Origin of the sequence: Allorhizobium borbori, assembly GCF_014196535.1 — a bacterium.
Lineage (GTDB): Bacteria > Pseudomonadota > Alphaproteobacteria > Rhizobiales > Rhizobiaceae > Ectorhizobium > Ectorhizobium borbori.
Map to the genome: position 1 here is coordinate 91,310 of NZ_JACIDU010000006.1, position 21,549 is coordinate 112,858.

Genomic DNA, 21,549 nt, shown 5'->3' on the forward strand with positions numbered 1-21,549 from the left:
GTCAGGACCGCAGAGCCGCTGCCGGGCTGAGCCGCAGGGCGGCGATGGCCGGCACCAGCGAAACGATCGCTGCCGCGATCACGAAGCCTGCGGCAAGCCGCCAGTCCTCGCGCGCGAACTCTACCGGCAGGCGCACGGCGGTCGCCGCAGTCATGCGGGCGGAAACCAGTTCCGCCACGGCAAGGCCCAGCCCGCCGCCGAGTGCGATACCGGCAAGGAACAGCAGGAACAGTTCGCCCCAGACAATGACGACGACCGAGCGCATGGGCGCTCCCAGCGCCCGCAGCGCGCCGATCTGGCGGCGACGCGACCCGATATGCATGATGGCAACCAGCAGAATGGCGGCGATGACAATGCCCTGCGTTCCGATGGCAATCGCCAGAAGCAGGCTGCGCGCATCGCCCAGCGTGCCGTAAAGCCGCGTCAGCACTTCCGCCGGAAACACGGCAAGCGTCGTTTCCGAGCGATATTCCTGCCGCAGCCGGTAGGCATCGGCAATCGTCTTCGGCTTCACCAGAATGGCGGGGACGCCGGGTGTCCCGGCATCGAAATGTTCATCGAGCCGAGCCTGCGCATCGACATGCCCGTGTTCATGCTCGTGCTCGTGGTCATCCGCGCCAGCATCTGCATCCGCATGTTCATGATCCTCCTCGTGCGCACCCGCCATGCCGTGCAGGCTCCAGACGGCGCGGATGGGCACGAGGATCGCCCGGTCCCAGGCCGTTCCCGTGGGGGCCATGCGCCCGGTGACGTGGTAGACGATTTCGGTATGCGTTTCACCGCCGGTTTCCACGCTGCCATGCATGGGTTTCACCTCCGCACCGGTCGAAAGCGGCACGTCGGCTCCCACCACCGCTTCGCCGAGGCGGGTAAAGACCGCGCCTTCGGCCAGGGTGGGGGACAGGGCGGCGACGAGCGCCGTCGTGGTGCCGACAATGGGGTGGCCGAAGCTGGAATCGCCAAAGCCGACAGGGGCCGCCATCGCCACACGGGGATCGTCGGCAAGCCTTGCCAGAACCTGACCGGAAAGGAGCGGCAAGGGGGCTGGCTGAAGAAAGACCGAGGAAAGCGCCAGTTGGGTTTCGCTGCCCGGTGCCCCGACCAGAAGATCGAACTTCTCCGCTGCCCGCGCGCTGCCCAGCCGAACGGCCCGTTCCTGAAGCGTGACGGCCACCGACAGCGCCACCGACAGCGCAATGAGAATGACGACGGCGAGCGCGCCGCCGGAAAATCGCCGGAGATCGGCCAGAATGAACCGGATCATGCCGCTTCGGCCTCCCCGCTGTCTTCGATGATGACGCCACCGGCGAGCCGGATGCGCCGGTCGAGCCGTTCCGAAAGCGCGGGATCGTGGGTGACGACGACAAGCGTCGCCCCTTCCTCGCGCGAAAGCCTGACCAGAAGGTCCGCCACCTCCTCGCCGGCGGACCGGTCGAGGCTGGCGGTCGGTTCGTCGGCCACGACGACACCCGGTTTCGACAGCAGCGCGCGGGCCACGGCCACGCGCTGCATTTCGCCGCGCGACAGGGTTTCGATCTTCTGTGCCGGTCGGGCGATGCCGGTCATGTCGAGCAGGAGGCGGGCGCGTTCGGCCTCGGCGACGGAAAGCCTGCGGGCAAGGCGCACGGGCAGAACCACGTTTTCAAAGGCGGAAAGGCCGGGAAACAGGTGGAAGTCCTGCATCACCAGTCCGATATGCCGGGCCCGGAAGGCATCGCGTTGCCAGCCGGAAAGCCGCGCCATATCCTCGCCACCCCAGAGGATGGAGCCATGTTCGACGCGCTCCAGCCCGGTGATCGCGTTGACCAGCGTGCTCTTGCCGGAGCCCGAAGCGCCTGTGATGGCCAGCCTTGCCCCGGCCGGCAGGTGGAGCCGGTCTATGGACAGAACCGGTGAGGCCAGCCCCGGAAAGCGCATCTCCAGCCCGGTTACATCAAGGGAAAGCATGGCTACACCGTCTCGAAGGCGGCATTGCGCAGGCGGATCTGGCTGACGAAGCCGGTTTCCGGGTCCACCCAGGAGCCGAATTCCAGCGTGCCGCGCGCCATGATCGGGGCATTGAACTGCACGAAGGTCTGTTTGCGTCCGAGATAGACGACGAGGATATTGTCGGGCCAGTCGGCATCCGAGGAGCAGAACGGGCAGAGCGACATGGGAATTTCCGTCAGCACGAAAAAGGCTGCCTCGGCCTTGAGCGGTGGCGCCATGAAGCCGCTGATTGCGACTTCCTTGCCCTTGAGACGCTTCAGCTTGTCGGAGAATTCCAGTCCCAGGACGCCGAAGCTCTTGTAAAGCTCGTTGAAGCCGAGCGTTTCCTCGGCCGCGGCCTTTCCGGCCAAGGCAAGCGGCAGGCCGGCCATGGCGCAAAGCAGGCGGCGGCGTCCGATCAAGCCGGAAAATAGGGTGTCCATCGCACACTCCCTTGAAACGAAAACGGAAACAGGCGGCCTGGCCGCCTGTCCCCCGGTTAGGCTGTCAGGCCTTACTTTGCGGCCTTGCCGAGCGCGAAGGCATCGACCAGCACGCGATAGACATCGCTCTGTTCCATGTAGCCGCGGAAGCCTTCGGCACCCGGACCGGTGGCCTGCAGAACCACGTCATCGACGGCGTGGACGCCGCTGTCGCCGTCCTTCGGAATGTTGCCTTCCACGAAGACGGCACCGGGCACGTCCTTGTAGGCTTCGTTGGCGACATACTCGCCCTTCTCGTTCTTCACGGCCGGAACGAAGGGACCGTCGAGTTTCGGACGGAAGGTTTCGTAATGGTCCGGGCCGTTGTTGGCGGCAAGGAACAGGCGACGGGAGACATCGACACGATCCGGATAGCCGTCGCCATCCTTGTCCTCGTAGTTCGGGATGCCGGCGGCATCGTAGGTGCCCACCTTCTCGCGCATTTCCGTGCCGGGCTTGTCATCGTCGACAGTGCCGATGATCGAAACGCCGTGGGTATGGTCGCCCGTCACCACGATCAGCGTATCGGGGTTCTTGGCGGCGAATTCGCGGGCGACGCCCACGGCCTTGTCGAACTCGATCGTATCGACCACGGCGCGATCCCAGTCGAGCGGGTGGCTCATCTTGTCGACCGAACCGCCTTCCACCATCAGGAAAAAACCTTCCGGGTTCTTCGAAAGCTTGTCGAGCGCGGCCTTGGTCATATCGACCAGACCCGGCTGGTTCGGGAACTTGTCGACGGTGCCCTTCTTGAGGAATTCGCGGTCGAGCGTCACATCCATGTTGCCGGTGTGGAACAGGCCGAGCAGCTTTTCCTGATTGGAGCCGGCGGCGGCGGCCAGCTCTGTCTTGTCGGTGGCCAGCGCGTAACCGGCCTCCTTGAAGAGGGCGATATAATCCTTGTCGTCCTTGCGCTTGGAGCCCGGCACGTCCTTGGCGAGGAAATAGGCGGAACCGCCGCCCAGCACGACATCAGGCTTCACGCCATAGAGCATGCCGACGATATCGGCCTTGTCGCTGCGGCTGCGGGTGTGGGCGACGAGGGCGGCGGGCGTCGCATCCTCGATCTCGGCGTTGGAAACGATACCGATCGACTTCCTGGTGGTGCGGCGCAGCGCTTCGGCAATGGTCTCGACCTTCGGATCGTCGAGGCTGGCGGGGGTGCGGTCGGCATAGACGCCGAGCGCGTTGACGCGTGCCTTGTGGCCGGTCATGTAGGCCGACATGGTATTGGCGCTGTCGGTGGCGATGGAGTGCGTCGAGGACGTGCCGATGAAGGCGACCGGCGGCACGTCATCCATGGCGAGGCGACCTTTCGCCTTGCCGTCGCTCATGCCCTTGGACATGATGCGGGCGGCGGTGCGGTGGGCAACGGACAGACCGTCGGCCAGCAGGAAGATGATGTTCTTGGCCTTGGGCTCGGCTGCGGCTTCATACACGTCCCAGTTCACGGCCTTCGTCTCGTCGCCGGCGGAAACCTCGATCTTGTAAGCGCCGGCCTTGGCCAGCGTCACGCCGCGCAGGATGAGGGCGGAGCCGAGGATCTTGTCTTCCTTGCCCTTTTCCTCGGCGATGAAATCCGCCTTCTTGCCGAACACGGCATCATAGGCTTCACCGTTCACCGTCACCTTGACGTCTTCCGGCTTCACAACCTTGGAAAACTCGACCTTGAAATCGAACGGCGAGCCGGACAGCACGGTCGCGCGGTCGATCGGATAGACCGCCGCGGCGTTGGCGGCGCCGGCCAGCATGGTGGCCGAGGCGAGAGCAAGAAGAAGCTTATGCATGGTTGCACCTTTCGGGAGCGTTTCGATCCTGCAACCGCTTTAGGAACCGCGCATGACATCTGTATTACAATGCGTGGCTTTTAGGGCATTTCCAGCCGAAGCACGCTCGCTTCGGCGTCGGACAATACGGCAAAAACAAAATGATGGATCGTGTCCGGTGGTTCGGTAATCACCGGGAATGTTCTAGCCCGTTGCCTGCCCTGTTTCCGTCTCCGGCGGCACCGATGCGCCGAGCGGCGTGCCGCGCAATTGCTGGAGATCGTCCAGTTGCGCCAGAAGGTCTGCCGTCATCTCCTTCAGGCGCTGTGCGTCGCTGCCCGGCGTCGCGTGGCGCGACAGGCGTTGTTCCAGCCGTTTCAACGCGCCGATGAGCCGGGGGTTTTCGCGGTTGCTGCGACCGATGCGGTTCAGCACCGCCTCGATTGCCCGCCGCAGGTCCGGCGTGATGCCGACCTGACGCAGCGCCGCGCGACAGCCGAACACCACATCGCCGAGCGCCAGCGTGATGAGCCCCTTGCGCATGGTGATTTCCGGCCGCTCGCCGCTGTGCAGCTCGTGGAATGTCCAGTTGGTGATCTTGAGGAAGCGCGCCACGAAGCGCAGCCGCCACGAGCTTGCCGATCCACGCCCGGCCTGGGCGAGCGCGATGGCCTGAAGCTCGCTCTTGATCATTTCCCACAGCATCTTGCGCCGGCGGGTGGCGTTGATGGGGAAGAGGAAGCGGAAGGCGACATAGCCGATGACGCCGCCGCTGGCCGCCATCGCTGCCTTTTCCAGCGGCGGAAACATCTGTGCATAGACGCTGTGGGTCGGGGTGAGCAGCAGAAGCAGGGTCAGCGCATAATCCGTCGCCGAAAGCGAAATGCGCCGGTGCGAGCGGATGAAGGCGAACAGCAGAAAACAGGGCGACATGGCCGCGACCTGCTGGAGACCGGTGGCGTTCGGGGCCCAGAAAAAGGTCTCGCAACTCCAGGCCACGGTGGCGGCGATGAGCTGGCCGATCACCACGTCGCGCATGGCGCGCGAGGGGGAGACGCCGCTCGACGCCAGCGAGATCACGATGGCCGAGCTGATGAGGGCCACCTGCACGATGGCCGCGCCGGTCACGGCCCAGACGAGACCGATGGCGCCGGTGACGAAGAAGATGCGCGCCGCCGCCTGCGTGGCGCCGCGCCAGTCGGAATGCCAGCTTGCATTGTCGGCGGGGGCAAGCGCGATCCCCCGGTCGCTGCCGTCATCGTCGGGAATGGCCGAGGCGAGCGCGACGATGGCTTCCTCCAGACGCGGATCGTCGGTCATCGGCAAAAGCTTGGATAGCCGGCTATGAATGCCGGCGAAATCGGGCTGGCCATGCAGCCGCGCCGCCATGTCGCCAAAGGCTTGCGCCATCGCGGGGTTGCCGCGCGTGCGGGCGCTGGCCAGAAGAAGATTGGTGGCGCAGACCAGCAGGTCGTTCAGCGGGTCCGTCAGGTGGTGCGCGCCGGGACGGCCGCTCGTCAGCGTCGCCAGTTCCGCCGAAAGCTCGGCGGCCGCCGCCGTCACCTTGTAGAGCTGCCCGACCTTTGCCAGGCCGTCGCGCTCCAGAGTGACGGCGGTCATGCCGAAAATGTCCGCGAGAATGCGGCGGGTCTTCTGCTCGATCTCGGCGCGGCTGGAGGCCGGCGCCAGCAGATAGCCGAGCGCAATACCGGCGACGACGCCGATCATGATCGCTGTCACGCGGTCGAACGCCACCCACTTCACCATGTCCGGCGGGCCGACATTGTTCATGGCCACGATGATGGCGGAATAACCGGCCAGCACCGTTCCATAGGAGCGGTAGGAGCGTTGCAGCGTGCCGATGAACAGGCAGGCGGCGCTCCACAGCGCCAGACCGGCGGCAATGATCGCACTGTTGCCCTCCGCCAGCGTCAGCACCAGAAGCCCGACGGCCGAACCGGCCAGTGTGCCGATGAAGCGGTAAAGGTTCTTCTCGATGGTCTGGCCGCGGCTGGGCTGGATGGTGACGAAGACCGTGATCGCCGCCCATTGCGGATGATCGAGGCCCGCCGCCCAGGCAATGACAAGGGCGGCGAAAGCGGTCAGCGCCACCCAGGCGCTGTGCAGAAGTTTCGGCAGGTCGAAGCCGAACTGGGTCATCAGGGCGCGCAAGGCGGAAATCGGCGTGTTCATCCGGGACGGCAATCGGCAAGGTTCGGGAGCGGCCTGCGGCGGCAGGCCGTATGGAGGGAACGCGCATGAGAAGGGAGAAGAATCCCGCCACCCATGCGTGGCACGCCTCTAAGACTTGAACAAGGGCAATTCCAAGGCCGACCAATGCATGCTGCGCAAAAGGGAGCAAAGGTTTTGCGATAAGGGCAGGCAAAAGACAGACCCTGAAGCAACCGAAGCGGAGCCGAGCGATCGCAGCGTTTCAGACGGAGAATGCCGGGGTCAGCACGAAGACGGTAAGACCGGCGGCAAGTGCCGCGCTGCTGGCCAGCAGGAAGTGCCCGCTGAACGCGCCCCTTCCGACAATGGTGGCATAGGCTGCCTTGGCGATCGTGTTGGCGATCACCGCCACACCGAAGGCGCGGGCGGCGAGTTCCACGTCGATGGTGTTCTGCATGCCGGCAATCGTCACGGCGATGGCGTCGACATCGGCCAGTCCTGACAGTGCCGCGACGACGAGCAGCCCGGCATCGCCGAACCACAGCGTTGCAGCGCGGGCCAGGAAGGCAATTGCGACCAGGAGAAGCGCCATCTTCAGAACGGCGGCAAGCTCAAAGGGGTTGCGCGCATCGTTTCCGGCATGGGTATCCTGGCTGCGCTGAAAGAAGAACAGCGAAAAGCCGGCCATGACGAGGGCGGTGGTGACGAGCGCGGGGCCGATGCGCCAGGCGATGGGGGCGGCGAGTGCCAGGCAGAATACCGTTACCTTGGCGCAGGACACCGCATTGGCGGCGAGCGTTCCGGCGACAAGCGGGCGTGGATCATCGCCGGCTTTTGCCCGGCGCGAATTGGTGATGGTGACGCCTGTCGAGGAAATGAGCCCGCCGACGGCGCCGGCCAGCAATTCGCCACGGCTGGTGCCGAAGACCTTGACGGCGACGTAACCGCAAAAGGAAATGCCGGCCAAAAGGATGACCAGCATCCAGATATCGGCCGGGGAAATGCCGCCGAAGGGGCCGATGGCACGCGCCGGGATGAGTGGCAGTACGATGAAGGTCATGGCCAGAAAGAGGATCGCCGAGCGCAGCTCGTTCCATGTCAGCGTGCGCATGAAGCCATGCAACACCTCGCGGCTTGCGAGAATGGAGACGAGCGCCACGCCGCCGGCGGCCGCCAATGACTGGCTGCCAAGCACGGCCAGCGCGCCCAGCGCGAATGTGGACATGGCGGCGATGACGGAGGTGACGCTGTAATTTTCGGATGCGATGGATTCCCGGTACTGGAAAGCCGCAAAGACCAGCGAAAACACCAGGAAAATGCCGGCGACAGTCAGGCCCCCGGCGGCTTCGGCGCCGGATATGGCCTGTTCCAGCAACCCGGCCGTGCCGCCCAGCAGGCCGGCCAGCGTGAAGGTTCGCAAGCCCGCCGTTCGCTGGCCTTCCTGCTCGTCCCGCTCCCGCCAATGCCGTTCCATGCCGACGATCGCGCCGATGGCGATGGCCAGACCGAAACGCTGGAACAAGGTGAGGGTGTCCATGGCCGCAATGTCCTCGTGACGGTGCGCCCGGACGCCCGCCTTGCCTCAGGCGGTTCGGGCGATGGGAATATCGTCCTTTATGGAGGCGAGAATGGCAAGTCCACGGGTGATTTCATCGTCGTTGAAGGCGGAAAAGCCGATCAGCAGGCCCTGCTGGCGCGCGCCCGTCATGTAGTAGGGCGACAGCGGGCGCAGGATGAGACCCTTTTCGGCGGCGAGACGGGAGACGAGAAGATCGTCCGCATCCTCTTCCAGCGGCAGAACGATATGGGTGCCGCTGTCGGGCATCGGCATCCAGCAATTCTCGCCGAAGATCTCGGTCAACCCGGCGAGCATCTTTTCGCGGCGGCCCTGATAGAGATTGCGCATGCGCCGGATGTGCGAGACGAAAAGGCCGCGGTTCATGAATTCCGAAAGCACCATCTGCTCGATCAGCGAGGCGTGGCGGTCCACCACGGCGCGGGCCCTGGCGAAATGATCGCCGAGATCGGCGGGCACGACGAGATAGCCCAGCCGGAAGGAGGGCAGCAGCGTCTTGGAGAAGGTGCCCATGTGAATGGTGCGCTGCTCGCCATCCAGCGCATAGACCGAGCGCAGCGTGAAGCCGGTATAGTTGAACTCGTGGTCGTAATCGTCCTCAATGATCCATGTGCCGGCGCGGGCGGCCAGTGAAACGAGCGCCTCGCGCCGTTCGGGCGAGAGCTGGCTGCCGAGCGGGTAATGCCGGGCCGGCGAGGTGACGACGAGGCGCGGCGCCGGCTGGCGGGCAATGGCTTCCTCGAACTTCGCCCCGTCGCCGTCGACGGGGATGGGACAGACAACGCCGCCATTGGCCCGCACGACCGATTGCGCGCCGACATAGCCCGGCTCCTCCAGCCATACGGGATCACCGGGATCGAGCAGCATGCGGCAGACGAGGTCGAGGCCCTGCTGCGAACCCGTGGTGATGATGACCTGATTGTAGGTGCAGACGACGCCGCGCGAGGCGCTGAGATGCTGGGCGACCGCCCGGCGCAGCGGCTCATAGCCGGCATTCGAGGCTTCGGCGAGGATCTGGCCGGTGAGACGTCCCGATGTTTCGTTGAGAAGCCGGAGCCAGGTGCGGATCGGAAATTCGCGCAGATCCGGAAGGTCGGGCATGAACGGTGTCGGGCGCTCGGAAAATGCATCTGAGGCCGAGGCCACGAGGCTCTTGCCACGCCGGGAGAGCGAGCGGAACGGGTAGCTGTAGCCGTTGCGCGGATCTTCCTCGCTCGCGGCCGGCTGGAGGGTCTCGGTCGCGGTGAGGTCGGCGATGAAGGTGCCGGCTCCCACGCGGCTCGACAGCAGCCCCTCTTCGCTCAGGGTTTCGAACACCTGCACCACCGTATTGCGGGAAACGCCGAGTTCATCGGCAAAGACGCGGGTTGAAGGCAGCTTGGTGCCCGCCGGAAGCTGGCCGCTGCGGATGGCGCCCTTCATCCATTCGGTGATCTGCCGGTAGATCGGCATGGCTGCGTTCTTGTCGAACTCCACTGAAACGAGGGAACCGGTGACGGCGGTCTTGGGCATTTCGGGTCTCCAGGCGGACGAAACGGGGCAGGGAGGAGCCAATCCGAATTGGTACCGCCGAATTTTCGTAAATGGCACTAACGGATCCATTATCGCCCGCATATTGTCAAAATGCAAACAAACCCAAGATTGAATAAATAAACAATCAAATCTTGAAGGTATGAAATCTGGAATTTTCACCAATTCCCGAAACTAAAAACTATGTCCGAAAACTCAGTATGACAAAAATACTTTGTTGTTCTGAAAATAAACGGCTATTTCCAGAGGGTCATCATGAAGAATAACAGCAATGATATTGAAGGCGTTCTCAACGAATTCGACGCTGGCGGCATGAGCCGCCGCAACTTCCTGCAACGGATGACGGCGCTCGGCGTTTCCGCTGTGGTTGCAAATACGGTACTGCAGTCGCCGCTCGGCGCCCGCAAGGCCTTTGCCGCCATCGGCGGTGCGGAAGAGCGCGCCTGGGCGCTGGCGAAGGAAGCCGCCGCCAAGGCCACCAAGAAGTCGCTGACGCTGCTCATCCCGACCGGCTCCATCGGCAATATGACGCCCTATGTCGACAAGTGGAAGAAGGAACTCGGCATCGACCTCATCTTCATCGAGGAGCCGGATGAAGTCGTCCACACGAAGGGCATGCAGGAAGCCGTCGCCAAGACCGGCAGCTATGACGTGATGATGCCGACCGCCATGTCCTACCCGGACTGGATCGATAGCGGCGTGATCTACGACCTGACGGACTGGGTGGAAAAATACGATCCGGAAATCTTCAACCCGGATTATGGCGTCGTCTTCCCGGCCAGCCACCACGCACAGCTCTATAACGGCCGCGTCGCCGGGCTGCTGAACGACGGCGACCAGATCACGCTTCTGTGCCGCGACGACCACATCAAGAACCCGGACAAGGCGAAGGCCTTCGCCGACAAGTTCGGCTATGCGCTTTCGACGCCGAAGACCTGGAGCGAATATTACGACATCGCCTCCTTCATGCACGATCCGGCCAACGGCTTCTACGGCAGCCTCGAATATCGCTCGCGCTACTACGTGAAGTGGATGTTCATGCAGCGGCTGATCTCCAAGGGCCGGCTCTACTTCGACAAGGACATGAACCCGACCTTCAATTCGGAAGAGGGGCTGGCGGCCCTCGACGACATGATGAAGATGAACCAGTTCCTGCACCCGGATGCCTTCAGCTTCACCTGGTCCTCGAACTACAACGCCTTCGGTCGCGGCGAAGGCTTCATGAACATCTGCTGGCCGTCGGGCTTCAAATATTCGAAGGCCCCGTCCACGGGTCCGGCGACCTCCGGCAAGATCGCCGCCACCGTCATGCCCGCCGACAAGCTGAAGGATGGCACGCTGCTTTATGCCGGCATGTTCTGCTGGGGCTATGGCTATGCCGTTTCGAAATATTCGGCCAATCCGGAACTTGCCTATGCCTATGCCCAGTGGATGACGTCGCCGACGATCTCGATGGACGCCATTCCCTATCTCGGCGGTTATTCCGATCCGTATCGCGTCAATCACATGAAGAAGCCGTCGGAGCGGATGCTGGACACCTACACCCAGCCCTATCTCGATACGCTCTACGACAATATGGTCAATACGGTGCCGGATTTCTGCCTGCCGGGCGGCTTCGAGTATCAGGACGCGCTCGACAAGGAAATCCACGCCTGCATGACCGGCGAGAAGAAGCCGCAGAAGGCCCTCGACGACGCTTCGCGCGCCTTCGAGCGCATCACGCGCCGCATCGGCAAGGAGAAGGTCCAGAAATCCTGGCTGGCGCTCACCAAGAACCTCGCGGAGCCGATCAAGAAGGCGTCCGGCGCGGACAAGTGGGGCTGATCGAAGCCTCGTTTCCTCCGGCGGCGCGCCGTTCTCCGCGCGTCGCCGGTGTTCACTGGAAATGCTCTCGAGATTGCGAGGTCAACGATGACCCTTCACGCACCACCCGAAGTGCAGAGGCCCGCCGTCATGCTGCCGTCTTCACCCGCCGCCGCCCCGGTCCACCGGCCCGCCGGCAATCTCGGCGTCGCCCGCTTCTTCGCCGTGCCGGGCCAGATCGTGTCGCTGACGGTTCTCGTCATGCCGCTGCTGGTCGCGCTTTACATGAGCTTCACCGACTGGTCGCCGACGCGCGGCTCGCTGTTCGACGCCACCTTCGTCGGCTTCGAGAACTATGCCGAGCTTCTGGTCTACGACACCCGCTTTCTGGAAGCGGTGATCCGCACGGTGCTGATTTCGGCCACCTGTCTCATGCTGGAATTCACGCTGGGGCTTGGGCTCGCCGTCCTCTTCCTGCGGGAATTTCGCGGCAAGGCCATCCTCTTTTCCGCCTTCCTCACACCCATGATGATCCTGCCGGTCGTCGTCGGCTACACCTTCTGGATGCTGTTCCAGTCGAACGGACCGATCAACCAGATCATCGCGCTGATCGCCGGTCCCGGCGCCATGCCGGAATGGTTCCGCAGTGCGCCGTTTGCGGTGGCCACCGTCATCATCACCGAGGTCTGGCACTGGACGCCGCTCTTCTTCCTCATCCTGCTGTCGGGGCTGAATGCCGTGCCGGAAAACCCGGTTCGCGCCGCCGTCATTCTCGGCGCTTCCCCCCGCCAGGTGTTTTGGCAAGTGGTGCTGCCCATGCTCAAGCCGGTCATCATCGTCGCCTTCGTCATCCGCGCGATGGAGATCATCAAGCTGTTCGACGAGGTGTTCATGCTGACGCGCGGCGGGCCGGGCTCGGCGACGGAAACCATCAGCCTCTACATTTACAAGCTCGCCTTCAACGATTTCCAGCTCGCCTATGGCGCGGCCGCCGCCTTCCTGGTGCTGATCGGCACGCTCGTCATCATCAATCTCATGCTCCTGCCGGTGCGGGACCAGCTTCTGGAGGCGCGGCGCTGATGCTTTCCCGTCCCTTGACCCTGCCGCTTGCCCTTCTGCTGGCCGCGGCCCTCGTCATCACGCTGTTTCCGGTGTTCTGGATCGTGATGACCGCGATCAAGCCGCCGACCGACTGGAACGCCGCGCCTGCCGTGTGGCTGCCTTCCGAGCCGACGCTGGTGAATTTCAGGACGCTGTTCGACCCGACGGCCCTCAAGGCCTATGGCCTGAGCGGTGTCAGCCAACCGGCGACGCCCTCCATGCTCGGCTCGATCCTCGCTTCGGTCGTCGCCACCGCGCTGTCCATCCTCATCGGGCTTTTCGCGGCCATCGGTCTGTCGCGCTACGCGACGATGACGAAGGCCACGCCGCTGATGATCCTGTCGGGGCGCATGTTTCCGCCGGCGGCGATTGCGGTGCCCTTCGTCATCATCTTCTCGGTCACCAATGTCATCGACACCTATAGCGGTCTCATTGCCATCTATGTCGCGGTCACGCTGCCCTTTTCCACCTGGATGCTCAAGAGCTTCATCGATGACCTGCCGCGCGAGATCGAGGAAGCGGCCATGCTCGACGGGCGCTCGCGGCTGATGGCGCATCTCACCGTCACCATTCCGCTGGTGAGGGGCGGGCTGTTCGCCACCACCATGTTCATCTTCATTCTCAACTGGTCGGAATTCATGTTCGCCCTGGTCCTGTCCTACACCAACGTGACCACCATTCCCGTGCAGCTTGCCAAATATGTCACGGCAACGGCGGGCACGCTTTACGGCGTGCAGGCGGCGCTTGCGGTGCTCGCCATGCTGCCGCTCGTCATCGGTGGCTTCATGATCCAGTCGCACCTTGCCCGTGGCATGACCTTCGGAGCGGTGAAACGATGAGCGCGCCCAAACTCAGCATCGTCAATCTCCGCAAGGAATTTTCCGACGGTTCCGTCGCGGCGGTCGATGGTATCGATCTCGATGTCGCCGCCGGCGAAACCGTGGCGCTGCTCGGCTCGTCCGGCTGCGGCAAGTCCACCACGCTCAACATGGTCGTCGGGCTGGAAGAACCGACCTCCGGCGATATCCGGATCGACGGCAAGTCGGTGGTCGGCGTGCCGCCGGGCCAGCGCAATGTCGGCCTCGTCTTTCAGGATTATGCCGTCTTCACCTCCATGTCGGTGCGCCAGAACCTTGCCTTCGGGCTGAAGGTGCGCGGTATCGCCAGGAGCGAGATCGCCCGTGCCGTCGATGAGGTGGCCGAACTGCTCGGCATGGCCGACAGGCTCGATGCCCGCGCCCGGGATCTCGGCGGTTCCGAACTCCAGCGCGTTGCCATCGGCCGCACGCTGGTTACCAAGCCGGACATCCTCCTGCTCGACGAACCGCTGTCGAACCTTGAAGCCGCAGCCCGGCTTGCCATGCGCAAGGAATTGCGCCGCCTGCAAAAGGAGGCGGGGCTGACCATCGTCTACGTTACCCACGATCAGGTGGAGGCGCTGTCGCTTGCCGACCGCATCGCGGTGATGAGTGCGGGCAAGATCAAGCAGGTCGAGAAGGCTTCGATCATCTGCGATCAGCCCGGCCATCTCTTCGTTGCCGGCTTCATGGGTTCGCCGCCGATGAACCTCATTCGCGGCAAAGTGGACGGCTCGGGCGGTGGGCTTTCCTTCGCCCGCGACGGTTTCGCTCTGACGCTGCCGGATGGCATTGCGCTCGATCCGGCGGAAGCGGCGGGGCAGGTCGTGCTGGGCCTTCGCCCGGAAGCCATTCGCCTTGCGCCGCAGGACAGCGACACGCTGGCCGCCACCGTGCAGCAGGTCGAGCCGCGCGGACCGGAAGCGGTGCTGACGCTCGATTGCGCCGGCCAGTCGCTCAAGGTCATCGTGCCGGCTTCGGGCCGCCCGCAGGAGGGCGCCGACGTTCATCTCGCCTTTGATCGCAGCGCGCTCGTTCTTTTCAGCGGCAAGACGGATCTGCGCCTGCCGCTTCACGCAGGAGAAGCGGCATGAACGCGATGAACCCCATCACCACGCCCGCCCTTGCGCTCGACCGTCTCGGCAAGACCTTCCGGGGTGTCGCCGCTCTTGATGATGTGAGTTTCACCGTGCCGAAGGGCGCGCTGACCGTCGTTCTCGGGGCAGCCGGCGCCGGCAAGACGACGCTTCTGCGCGCCATCGCCGGGCTGGAACGCCCGGATGCCGGGGCGATCCATATCGGTGACAAGGACGCGGCCGGGCGCGAGCCGAGGGACCGCGACGTGGCGATGATCTTCGACAATCTTGCGCTTTATCCGGACAAGACCGGCTTCGACAACATCGCCAACCCCTTGCGCATTCGCGGCATGGAGAAGGGCGTGATCGAGGCGGCGGTGAAGGACATCGCCGCAAGACTGAAGATCGCCCACATTCTCAATCGCAAGCCGAAGACGATGTCGGGCGGAGAGCGTCAGCGCGTGGCGCTCGGCCGGGCTCTGGTCAGAACGCCAGCGCTCTTTCTGCTCGATGAGCCGCTGTCGAGCCTCGACGCCCAGCTTCGCATCGAACTGCGCGCCGAGCTTCGCCGCCTGCAGCGCAGTCTTGGCTATACCTTCCTGATGGCGACGCCGGATTTTGCCGAGGCCATGGCGATTGCCGATACCGTTATCATGCTGCGCGCCGGCAAGGTGGTGCAGATCGCCGATCCCCAGACGCTTTACGACGAACCCGCCGACCGCGAGGTCGCGCGCTTCGTCGGCGCGCCGGAAATCAACCTCGTTCCCGCGGAGATCGGTCCGGGCGGCGGGGTCCGGCTCGCCGGCGGTCTCTTGCCGCTGCCGGAAAAGTTCCTGCCGCTTCTCGCTCCCGAAGCCCGTGCCATCGAGGTCGGTATCCGGCCCGAGGATCTGGCGCTTGCGCCGGTGGAAGGAGCGGCCCTTTCCGGCGTCGTCACCGATATCGAACCGCTTGGCGCGAGTGTGGCCATCAGCGTCGAGGCCGGTGGCGTGGAGTTTCGTCTCGTCGTGCCGGTTGCCGCTACCGCTTCCATCACGCCCGGCCTTGCCGTCGGGCTTTCCGTCGAAACGGGGCGCATGCACGCCTTCGATCCCCAGACCGGTGTGCGCCTCGCCTGAGGCGCGCCCGCAAACAGCATTCATTCCAAGGAGACACAATGCGCATTCTCGTCTTTCAACATCTGGCCGTCGAACATGCCGGCATTTTCCGGGATTTCTGGAAGGCCGACGGTCATGAGTGGGATGTGGTCGAGCTTGATGCGGGGGATACGATCCCTCCGCTCGAACCCTATGACCTGCTCGTCGTCATGGGCGGGCCGCAGGATGTGTGGCAGGAAGACATCTATCCGTGGTTCGTGCCGGAAAAGGCGGCGATCCGCCGCTGGGTGCTGGAGCTTGACCGCCCCTATCTCGGCATCTGCCTTGGCCACCAGCTTCTCGCCGAAGCGCTCGACGGCAAGGTGACGCTGATGGCGGCACCCGAAGTGGGCATGGCCGATGTGGCCTTTACGGCGGAAGGCAAAGCCGATCCGCTGCTGGCCGGTCTGGGTGAGGGCATGACGACCTTCCAATGGCATGGCGCCGGGATTTCGAAACTGCCGGACGGCGCGGTCGTTCTCGCCGCCAACGCCGCCTGCGACACGCAGGCCATCCGTTACGGCAAATATGCCTACGGCCTGCAATATCACGTCGAAATCACGCCGACGACGGTCGCCGACTGGGAAGCCGTGCCCGAATACAAGGCAAGCCTTGAAACCGCGCTGGGCCTTGAGGAAGCGGCGAAGCTCGAGGCGACCGTTGCCGCAAAGCTTGGCGACTTCGGCGCCGCCGCCCGCGCGCTCTACGACAATTTCTCCGCCATTCTCGCAGCTCACGGTCGCCGCAAGGTCGCCTGAGAGGGCCGCAGGACCAACATAATAAAAGGGGTTCCGATATGTTGAAAGTGATTGATGAAGGTTCGGGCGCGCTCCATGTTCCCAAGCTCGAACTTGCCACCCGCGAGGAAGCCGATGCCTTCGTGGAAAAGGTGAAGGCAGCCGGTTTCGAGTTCCTGCGCTTCGAACTGCCGGATATGGCCGGCATGAGCCGCGGCAAGACGATTCCGATCAGTCATGTGGCCGGCTACATGCGCTCCGGCCTCAATCTTTACGGCGGTACGGTGGCGCTGGACAGCAATTCCGTTCCCGTGCGCAATTCCGGCTACAACGAGGAAATGAACTATCAGGACTGCGTGATGGTGGTCGACCAGTCGACGCTGTCGCCGGTTCCGTGGCTGGAAAAGACCGGCCGCGTCATCTGCGATACCATGTGGTATGATGGCAAGGTGCAGCTTGCCTCGCCGCGCATGCTTCTGAAGAAGATGCTTTCGGTGGCCGATACCCTCGGCTTCAAGGTGATGATGGGCCACGAATACGAATTCTACGTGGTCGATGCCGAAACCCGCAAGCCGCTCTTCGATGGTCAGCCGATCTTCGCGACCGCGCGCACCCACGCGCATCCGGCCATCGATGATCTCATCAAGGTTCTGCAGGCGCAGGGCATCGACATCATCACCTACAATGTCGAGCATGGGCCGGGGCAGGTCGAGATCAACTATTCGGCGGAAGTGGGCGTGGCCGCCGCCGATACCGGCTTCATCTTCAAGAGCACGGTGAAGGAATATATGGCCCGCCACGGCCTTCTCGCCACCTTCATGACCAAGCCCTACAAGGGGCTTTCGGGAAGCTGCGCGCATTACCACATCTCGCTTCTGGACAAGGAAACCGGCAACAACGCCTTCCTCGATCTCGCCGATCCCGATGGCATGTCGCAGATTTTCAAGAGCTTCATCCAGGGCGTGCTGGACCATGCGCGCGGCGCCATGGCGATCTGGAGCCCGACGCCCAATTGCTACCGCCGCATCCGTCCGCGCACCTATGCGCCCTCGAACATCTCATGGGGCATTCAGGACCGCTCGGCCTCGGTGCGCGTCAAGGCGTCGAAGGACAAGTCCACCCACATGGAAGTGCGCGTGCCCGCCGCCATGTCCAACCCCTATCTTGTCGCGGCTTCGGTCATCGGCTCCGGCCTGCTCGGGTTGATGCAGCAGCGCGAACTCATGCCGTCCGGCTCCGGCCCGAAGGAAGACGATGCGAGCTATGCGAAGCTGCCGACCGAGATCGACGATGCGCTCGACGCCTTCGAGGCGGATACGGCGCTGCGCGATCTTCTGGGCGAGGAGTTCGTGAAGGTGTACCTTGCCATGAAGCGGCAGGAAACGGCGCGTCTGCGCGATGAAATCCCGGCGGCGGAAATCAATGAATATTTCGAAGCCTATTGATCTGCCCGGCGAAGATATCTGCTGGCTGACCATTGCCGAACTGACGGATGGCTATCGCACGGGCGCGCTCTCACCCGTTGCGGTCGCCAAAGCCCTGATCGAGCGCATCCGCGCGCTCGATCCCGCCGTCAACTGCATCGTCCATGTCGATGAAGCCTATACGCTGGCCATGGCGGAACAATCGCTAGTGCGCTGGCAGGCGGGCCGGCCGCTTTCGGCCATGGACGGCGTGCCGGTGACGATCAAGGATCTTTCCGCCGTGGCCGGCATGCCGAAGCGGCGCGGTTCGCTGCTGTTCGGCACCGATCCCGTGGCGGAAGATACGCCCTGTGTCGCACGCATGCGCGAGGCGGGCGCGGTGTTCCTCGCCAAGACCGCGACACCGGAAGCCGGATGCAAGGTCGTCACACAAAGCCAGGTGCATGGGGTGACGCGAAACCCCTATAACCTCACGAAAACACCGGGCGGCTCCTCCGGCGGCGCTTCGGCGGCGCTGGCGCTCGGTTTCGGCCCGGTGGCGCTCGGCAGCGACGGGGCGGGCTCCATTCGCATTCCCGCCGCCTATACCAATCTCTTCGGTATCAAGCCGGGTTTTGGCCGTGTGCCTGCCTTTCCGCCGGATATCGACATGCCGCATTCCGTCGTCGGGCCACTCTCCCGCACGGTAGAGGACGCCGCGATCATGCTGGACATCATCAGCCGGCCCGAACCGCGCGATCCCTACATGTGGCCCGTGCCCTTCGCTCTGCCGGCGGATCTGGCGGAACCGGATATTTCCGGCTTCCGCATTGCCTTTTCGTCGCGTCTCGGTTGTACCGCGCCGCTCATCGATCCGGAAAGCGATGCGCTGGTGGAAGAGGCGTTGCCGCTTCTCGTCGCGGCCGGCGCGCAGGTGACGCGGGAAGACCCGCTCTGGCCGGTCGATCCCTTCACACCCTTCAAGGTGTTCTGGGAAACGGCCTGTTTTGCCGCTGTCGAGGGCACGGCGCCGGAAAAGCGTCCGCTGCTCGATCCGTTGATCCGCAGCGTCGGCGTGTCTGGCGCGGCGGTCGATCTGCTTGGCTATATGCGGGCCATGGAGCAGCGCATGGCCATTGCCGCGGCATCGAAGGCGTTCTTCGAGCGTTACGATCTTCTGGTCGGGCCGGTCATGCCGGTGCCAGCCTACGCAGCGGAGCGTGACGTGCCGGAAGGCTATGCCAGCGAGGACTGGGACTGGTGTCCCTACACCTATCCCTGGAACATGACCGGCCAGCCGGCGGCCTCCGTGCCCATCGGCTTCACGGCGGCGGGATTGCCCGTCGGCGTGCAGATCATCGGCCGCGTGGGCGGGGAGGCGGATATTCTGCGCGCCGCCCGTGCCATTGAACGCGCCCGCCCGCTGCATCAACGGCGCCCGCCGATGCTCGGTTGATCCCTTGCCCGGAACGTAGGGACAGCGTTTCGGGCCTTTTCCCCAACCAACAAAAGAGGAAGCACCATGACGACGATTTTCGTGACGAACCCGGCTGGTCTGAAACAGGCCGTGGAAGCGACCGACGGCCACCTGCTGATGGAGGTGCTGCGCGCCGGTGGTTTCGGCATCAAGGGCTCCTGCGAGGCCTCTCTTTCCTGTGGCACCTGCCACATCCATGTCGAGCCCGCCTCCATGGCGCTGCTTCCCGCACCGGGCGAGGAGGAGGCCGAGATGATCGACCTTGAAACGGACGGCAATCCCGCCTCCCGCTTCAGTTGCCAGATCCGCATCACGCCCGCCCTTGAAGGGCTGTGCGTGCGCATACCGGCCTGAGGAGGGCGACCATCATGATGGCAACCTTCCGGACCTTGCCGGCGGCCGATCTGGAGATCGCCGGCCTCATCGCCTTCGAGCGGGAGCGGCAGATGAACTCCATCGAGCTGATAGCCTCGGAAAACTTCGCGAGCCCCGCCGTTCTGGCGGCGCAGGGCAGCGTTCTCACCAACAAATATGCGGAGGGTTATCCCGGCCGCCGCTATTACGGCGGCTGTACCCATGTGGACGCGATTGAACAGCTTGCTATCGATCGGGTGAAGGCGCTGTTCGGCTGTGATTTCGCCAATGTGCAGCCCCATTCCGGCAGCCAGGCCAACCAGGCGGTCTATCTGGCGCTGCTTTCGCCGGGGGATACGATCCTCGGCCTCGATCTCAAGGCCGGCGGGCACCTGACGCATGGCGCGGCGATGAACATTTCCGGTCGCTGGTTCAACGCGGTCGGTTATGGCGTGGATGCGGAAACCCACCGTATCGACATGGCGGAGGTCGAGCGTCTGGCGCTCGAACATCGCCCGAAGCTCATCATCGCCGGTGGTTCCGCCTATTCCCGCATGCCGGATTTCGCGGCCTTCCGGGCGATTGCCGATGCGGTCGGCGCGGTCTTCATGGTGGATATGGCGCATTTCGCTGGGCTGGTGGCCGGCAGGGCCGTGACTTCGCCCTTTCCGCACGCCCATGTGGTGACCTCCACCACCCACAAGACGCTGCGTGGCCCGCGCGGCGGCATCATCCTGACCAATGATCCGGACATCGCCAAGAAGGTGAATTCCGCCATCTTTCCCGGTCTTCAGGGCGGGCCGCTGATGCAGGTGATTGCCGCCAAGGCCGTGGCCTTCGGCGAAGCGCTTCTGCCCGCCTTCGGGGATTATGCCCGGGCGGTCATCGATAATTGCCGGGTGCTGGCGGACACATTGGCTGCGGGCGGCCTGCCTATCGTCTCGGGCGGCACGGATACGCATCTGGCCGTCGTCGATCTGCGACCCTTCGGCGTGACAGGGGCGGCGGCGGAGGCCATGCTGGAACGCTGCGGCATCACGCTCAACAAGAACGCCGTGCCGGGCGATCCTGAAAAGGCGATGGTGACATCCGGCATCCGCGTCGGCAGCGCCGCCGGCACGACGCGCGGCTTCGGCCCCGCCGAGTTCACGGCCATCGGTGGCATGATCATCACTGCGCTTGAAGCGCTGAAGGCGGGCGGCGAGACGGAAGCCGCAATCCGCTCGCAGGTGCTTGATCTTACCCGCCGCTTCCCGCTGCCCTACTGAACGAAAAAAGGCCGCCTCCTTTTCAGGGGGCGGCCAAGTCGGGGGAACAACCGGAATTACTTGTCGACAAAGGCGCGCTCGATGACGAAATCGCCGGGTGTTGACGTGTTGCCTTCCTTGAAACCTCGCGCCTCCAGCATGTCCTTGAGGTCCGCCAGCATGGCCGGGCTGCCGCAGAGCATGACCCGGTCCTCGTCACGGTTCAGTGCCGGCAGGCCGAGATCCTCGAACAGTTTACCCGCCTCGATCAGCGTGGTGACGCGGCCCCGATTTCGGAAGGTCTCGCGCGTCACGGTGGGGTAGTACAGGAGCTGGCCGCTCACCAGTTCGCCCATGATCTCGTCCTTCGGCAGTTCCTCCGTCAGATAGTCGTGATAGGCAAGCTCGCTCACCTCCCGCACGCCATGGACCAGGACGATCTGCTCGAAACGGTCATATGTTTCGGGGTCGCGGATGATCGACAGGAAGGGCGCAAGGCCGGTGCCGGTCGCCAGCAGGTAAAGCCGCCGGCCGGGCAGGAGATAATCCGTCACCAGCGTGCCGGTCGGCTTCTTGCCGACGATCAGCGCATCGCCCGGCTTTAGGTGTTGAAGCCGTGAGGTCAAGGGGCCGCTCTCCACCTTGATGCTGAGGAACTCGAGATGTTCCTCATGGTTGGCGCTGGCGATGGAATAGGCGCGCAACAAAGGCCGGCCCTCGCTTTCCAGTCCGATCATGGTGAAATGACCGTTGGAAAAGCGCAGCGACATGTCCCGCGTCGTGGTGAAGGAAAAGAGCCGGTCGGTCCAGTGATGGACGGAGAGAACCGTTTCCTGATGAAAGGAAGCCATGCGAAAGCCCTCC

The 21,549-nt window shown here is 64.0% G+C and carries 18 protein-coding genes; 10 read left to right on the top strand and 8 right to left on the bottom strand.

Going from position 1 to position 21,549, the window contains the following annotated elements; genetic code table 11:
• Window position 1: 1 nt before the first annotated feature.
• The 7 genes from GGQ66_RS08975 to pdxR form a co-directional block, all read right to left on the bottom strand.
• A complete protein-coding gene (locus GGQ66_RS08975; protein WP_183791610.1) occupies window positions 2-1,264 on the bottom strand; it encodes an FtsX-like permease family protein in 1,263 nt (420 codons plus the stop codon).
• Window positions 1,261-1,947, bottom strand: coding sequence for an ABC transporter ATP-binding protein (locus tag GGQ66_RS08980; RefSeq protein ID WP_183791612.1), 687 nt, complete (start codon window positions 1,945-1,947; stop codon window positions 1,261-1,263). The genes GGQ66_RS08975 and GGQ66_RS08980 overlap by 4 nt, the downstream gene beginning before the upstream one ends.
• Window positions 1,948-1,949: 2 nt before the next feature.
• Window positions 1,950-2,411, bottom strand: coding sequence for a hypothetical protein (locus tag GGQ66_RS08985; RefSeq protein WP_183791614.1), 462 nt, complete (start codon window positions 2,409-2,411; stop codon window positions 1,950-1,952).
• Window positions 2,412-2,482: 71 nt separating this feature from the next.
• Window positions 2,483-4,237, bottom strand: coding sequence for an alkaline phosphatase (locus tag GGQ66_RS08990; RefSeq protein ID WP_183791616.1), 1,755 nt, complete (start codon window positions 4,235-4,237; stop codon window positions 2,483-2,485).
• Window positions 4,238-4,420: 183 nt separating this feature from the next.
• Window positions 4,421-6,409 (bottom strand): FUSC family protein, encoded by a 1,989-nt coding sequence (locus GGQ66_RS08995; protein WP_183791618.1) that lies wholly within the window; start codon window positions 6,407-6,409, stop codon window positions 4,421-4,423.
• 241 nt (window positions 6,410-6,650) lie between these two features.
• Window positions 6,651-7,925, bottom strand: coding sequence for an MgtC/SapB family protein (locus GGQ66_RS09000; RefSeq protein ID WP_183791620.1), 1,275 nt, complete (start codon window positions 7,923-7,925; stop codon window positions 6,651-6,653).
• Window positions 7,926-7,970: 45 nt separating this feature from the next.
• Window positions 7,971-9,476, bottom strand: coding sequence for a MocR-like pyridoxine biosynthesis transcription factor PdxR (pdxR, locus tag GGQ66_RS09005; protein ID WP_183791622.1), 1,506 nt, complete (start codon window positions 9,474-9,476; stop codon window positions 7,971-7,973).
• A gap of 273 nt (window positions 9,477-9,749) precedes the next feature.
• Here pdxR and GGQ66_RS09010 point away from each other — a divergent pair, with 273 nt between their 5' ends.
• The 10 genes from GGQ66_RS09010 to glyA all read left to right on the top strand — a co-directional run bounded on the left by GGQ66_RS09010 (window position 9,750) and on the right by glyA (window position 20,706).
• Window positions 9,750-11,318, top strand: coding sequence for an extracellular solute-binding protein (locus tag GGQ66_RS09010; RefSeq protein ID WP_183791624.1), 1,569 nt, complete (start codon window positions 9,750-9,752; stop codon window positions 11,316-11,318).
• Window positions 11,319-11,405: 87 nt separating this feature from the next.
• Complete coding sequence (locus GGQ66_RS09015; RefSeq protein WP_237358848.1) at window positions 11,406-12,377, top strand: carbohydrate ABC transporter permease; 972 nt, start codon at window positions 11,406-11,408, stop codon at window positions 12,375-12,377.
• Window positions 12,377-13,237, top strand: a complete 861-nt coding sequence (locus GGQ66_RS09020; protein WP_183791626.1) for a carbohydrate ABC transporter permease — start codon at window positions 12,377-12,379, stop codon at window positions 13,235-13,237. The genes GGQ66_RS09015 and GGQ66_RS09020 overlap by 1 nt, the downstream gene beginning before the upstream one ends.
• Entirely contained in the window at window positions 13,234-14,349 is a 1,116-nt protein-coding gene (locus GGQ66_RS09025; RefSeq protein WP_183791628.1) for an ABC transporter ATP-binding protein, read from the top strand. The genes GGQ66_RS09020 and GGQ66_RS09025 overlap by 4 nt, the downstream gene beginning before the upstream one ends.
• Window positions 14,346-15,449 carry an ABC transporter ATP-binding protein gene (locus GGQ66_RS09030; protein WP_183791630.1) on the top strand — a complete coding sequence of 368 codons (1,104 nt, stop codon included), beginning with the start codon at window positions 14,346-14,348 and terminating at the stop codon, window positions 15,447-15,449. Before GGQ66_RS09025 ends, GGQ66_RS09030 begins: the two co-directional genes overlap by 4 nt.
• Window positions 15,450-15,487: 38 nt before the next feature.
• Entirely contained in the window at window positions 15,488-16,225 is a 738-nt protein-coding gene (locus tag GGQ66_RS09035) for a type 1 glutamine amidotransferase (protein ID WP_183791632.1), read from the top strand.
• Window positions 16,226-16,263: 38 nt separating this feature from the next.
• Entirely contained in the window at window positions 16,264-17,649 is a 1,386-nt protein-coding gene (locus GGQ66_RS09040) for a glutamine synthetase family protein (RefSeq protein WP_183791634.1), read from the top strand.
• Window positions 17,627-19,063 (top strand): amidase family protein, encoded by a 1,437-nt coding sequence (locus GGQ66_RS09045; protein ID WP_183791636.1) that lies wholly within the window; start codon window positions 17,627-17,629, stop codon window positions 19,061-19,063. The genes GGQ66_RS09040 and GGQ66_RS09045 overlap by 23 nt, the downstream gene beginning before the upstream one ends.
• A 66-nt stretch (window positions 19,064-19,129) precedes the next feature.
• Entirely contained in the window at window positions 19,130-19,438 is a 309-nt protein-coding gene (locus GGQ66_RS09050) for a 2Fe-2S iron-sulfur cluster-binding protein (RefSeq protein ID WP_183791638.1), read from the top strand.
• A 14-nt stretch (window positions 19,439-19,452) separates the two neighbouring features.
• Window positions 19,453-20,706 carry a serine hydroxymethyltransferase gene (gene glyA, locus GGQ66_RS09055; RefSeq protein WP_272872529.1) on the top strand — a complete coding sequence of 418 codons (1,254 nt, stop codon included), beginning with the start codon at window positions 19,453-19,455 and terminating at the stop codon, window positions 20,704-20,706.
• A gap of 56 nt (window positions 20,707-20,762) precedes the next feature.
• Here the strand turns inward: glyA and GGQ66_RS09060 are convergent, their stop codons facing one another.
• Window positions 20,763-21,536 carry a ferredoxin--NADP reductase gene (locus GGQ66_RS09060; RefSeq protein ID WP_183791640.1) on the bottom strand — a complete coding sequence of 258 codons (774 nt, stop codon included), beginning with the start codon at window positions 21,534-21,536 and terminating at the stop codon, window positions 20,763-20,765.
• Window positions 21,537-21,549 lie beyond the last annotated feature (13 nt).

Excerpts from the sequence above, each read along its gene's own strand:
- GGQ66_RS08975 (WP_183791610.1), bottom strand. The coding sequence starts at position 1,264 with ATGATCCGGTTCATTCTGGCCGATCTCCGGCGATTTTCCGGCGGCGCG.
- GGQ66_RS08980 (WP_183791612.1), bottom strand. The coding sequence starts at position 1,947 with ATGCTTTCCCTTGATGTAACCGGGCTGGAGATGCGCTTTCCGGGGCTG.
- GGQ66_RS08985 (WP_183791614.1), bottom strand. The coding sequence starts at position 2,411 with ATGGACACCCTATTTTCCGGCTTGATCGGACGCCGCCGCCTGCTTTGC.
- GGQ66_RS08990 (WP_183791616.1), bottom strand. The coding sequence starts at position 4,237 with ATGCATAAGCTTCTTCTTGCTCTCGCCTCGGCCACCATGCTGGCCGGC.
- GGQ66_RS08995 (WP_183791618.1), bottom strand. The coding sequence starts at position 6,409 with ATGAACACGCCGATTTCCGCCTTGCGCGCCCTGATGACCCAGTTCGGC.
- GGQ66_RS09000 (WP_183791620.1), bottom strand. The coding sequence starts at position 7,925 with ATGGACACCCTCACCTTGTTCCAGCGTTTCGGTCTGGCCATCGCCATC.
- pdxR (WP_183791622.1), bottom strand. The coding sequence starts at position 9,476 with ATGCCCAAGACCGCCGTCACCGGTTCCCTCGTTTCAGTGGAGTTCGAC.
- GGQ66_RS09010 (WP_183791624.1), top strand. The coding sequence starts at position 9,750 with ATGAAGAATAACAGCAATGATATTGAAGGCGTTCTCAACGAATTCGAC.
- GGQ66_RS09015 (WP_237358848.1), top strand. The coding sequence starts at position 11,406 with ATGACCCTTCACGCACCACCCGAAGTGCAGAGGCCCGCCGTCATGCTG.
- GGQ66_RS09020 (WP_183791626.1), top strand. The coding sequence starts at position 12,377 with ATGCTTTCCCGTCCCTTGACCCTGCCGCTTGCCCTTCTGCTGGCCGCG.
- GGQ66_RS09025 (WP_183791628.1), top strand. The coding sequence starts at position 13,234 with ATGAGCGCGCCCAAACTCAGCATCGTCAATCTCCGCAAGGAATTTTCC.
- GGQ66_RS09030 (WP_183791630.1), top strand. The coding sequence starts at position 14,346 with ATGAACGCGATGAACCCCATCACCACGCCCGCCCTTGCGCTCGACCGT.
- GGQ66_RS09035 (WP_183791632.1), top strand. The coding sequence starts at position 15,488 with ATGCGCATTCTCGTCTTTCAACATCTGGCCGTCGAACATGCCGGCATT.
- GGQ66_RS09040 (WP_183791634.1), top strand. The coding sequence starts at position 16,264 with ATGTTGAAAGTGATTGATGAAGGTTCGGGCGCGCTCCATGTTCCCAAG.
- GGQ66_RS09045 (WP_183791636.1), top strand. The coding sequence starts at position 17,627 with ATGAATATTTCGAAGCCTATTGATCTGCCCGGCGAAGATATCTGCTGG.
- GGQ66_RS09050 (WP_183791638.1), top strand. The coding sequence starts at position 19,130 with ATGACGACGATTTTCGTGACGAACCCGGCTGGTCTGAAACAGGCCGTG.
- glyA (WP_272872529.1), top strand. The coding sequence starts at position 19,453 with ATGATGGCAACCTTCCGGACCTTGCCGGCGGCCGATCTGGAGATCGCC.
- GGQ66_RS09060 (WP_183791640.1), bottom strand. The coding sequence starts at position 21,536 with ATGGCTTCCTTTCATCAGGAAACGGTTCTCTCCGTCCATCACTGGACC.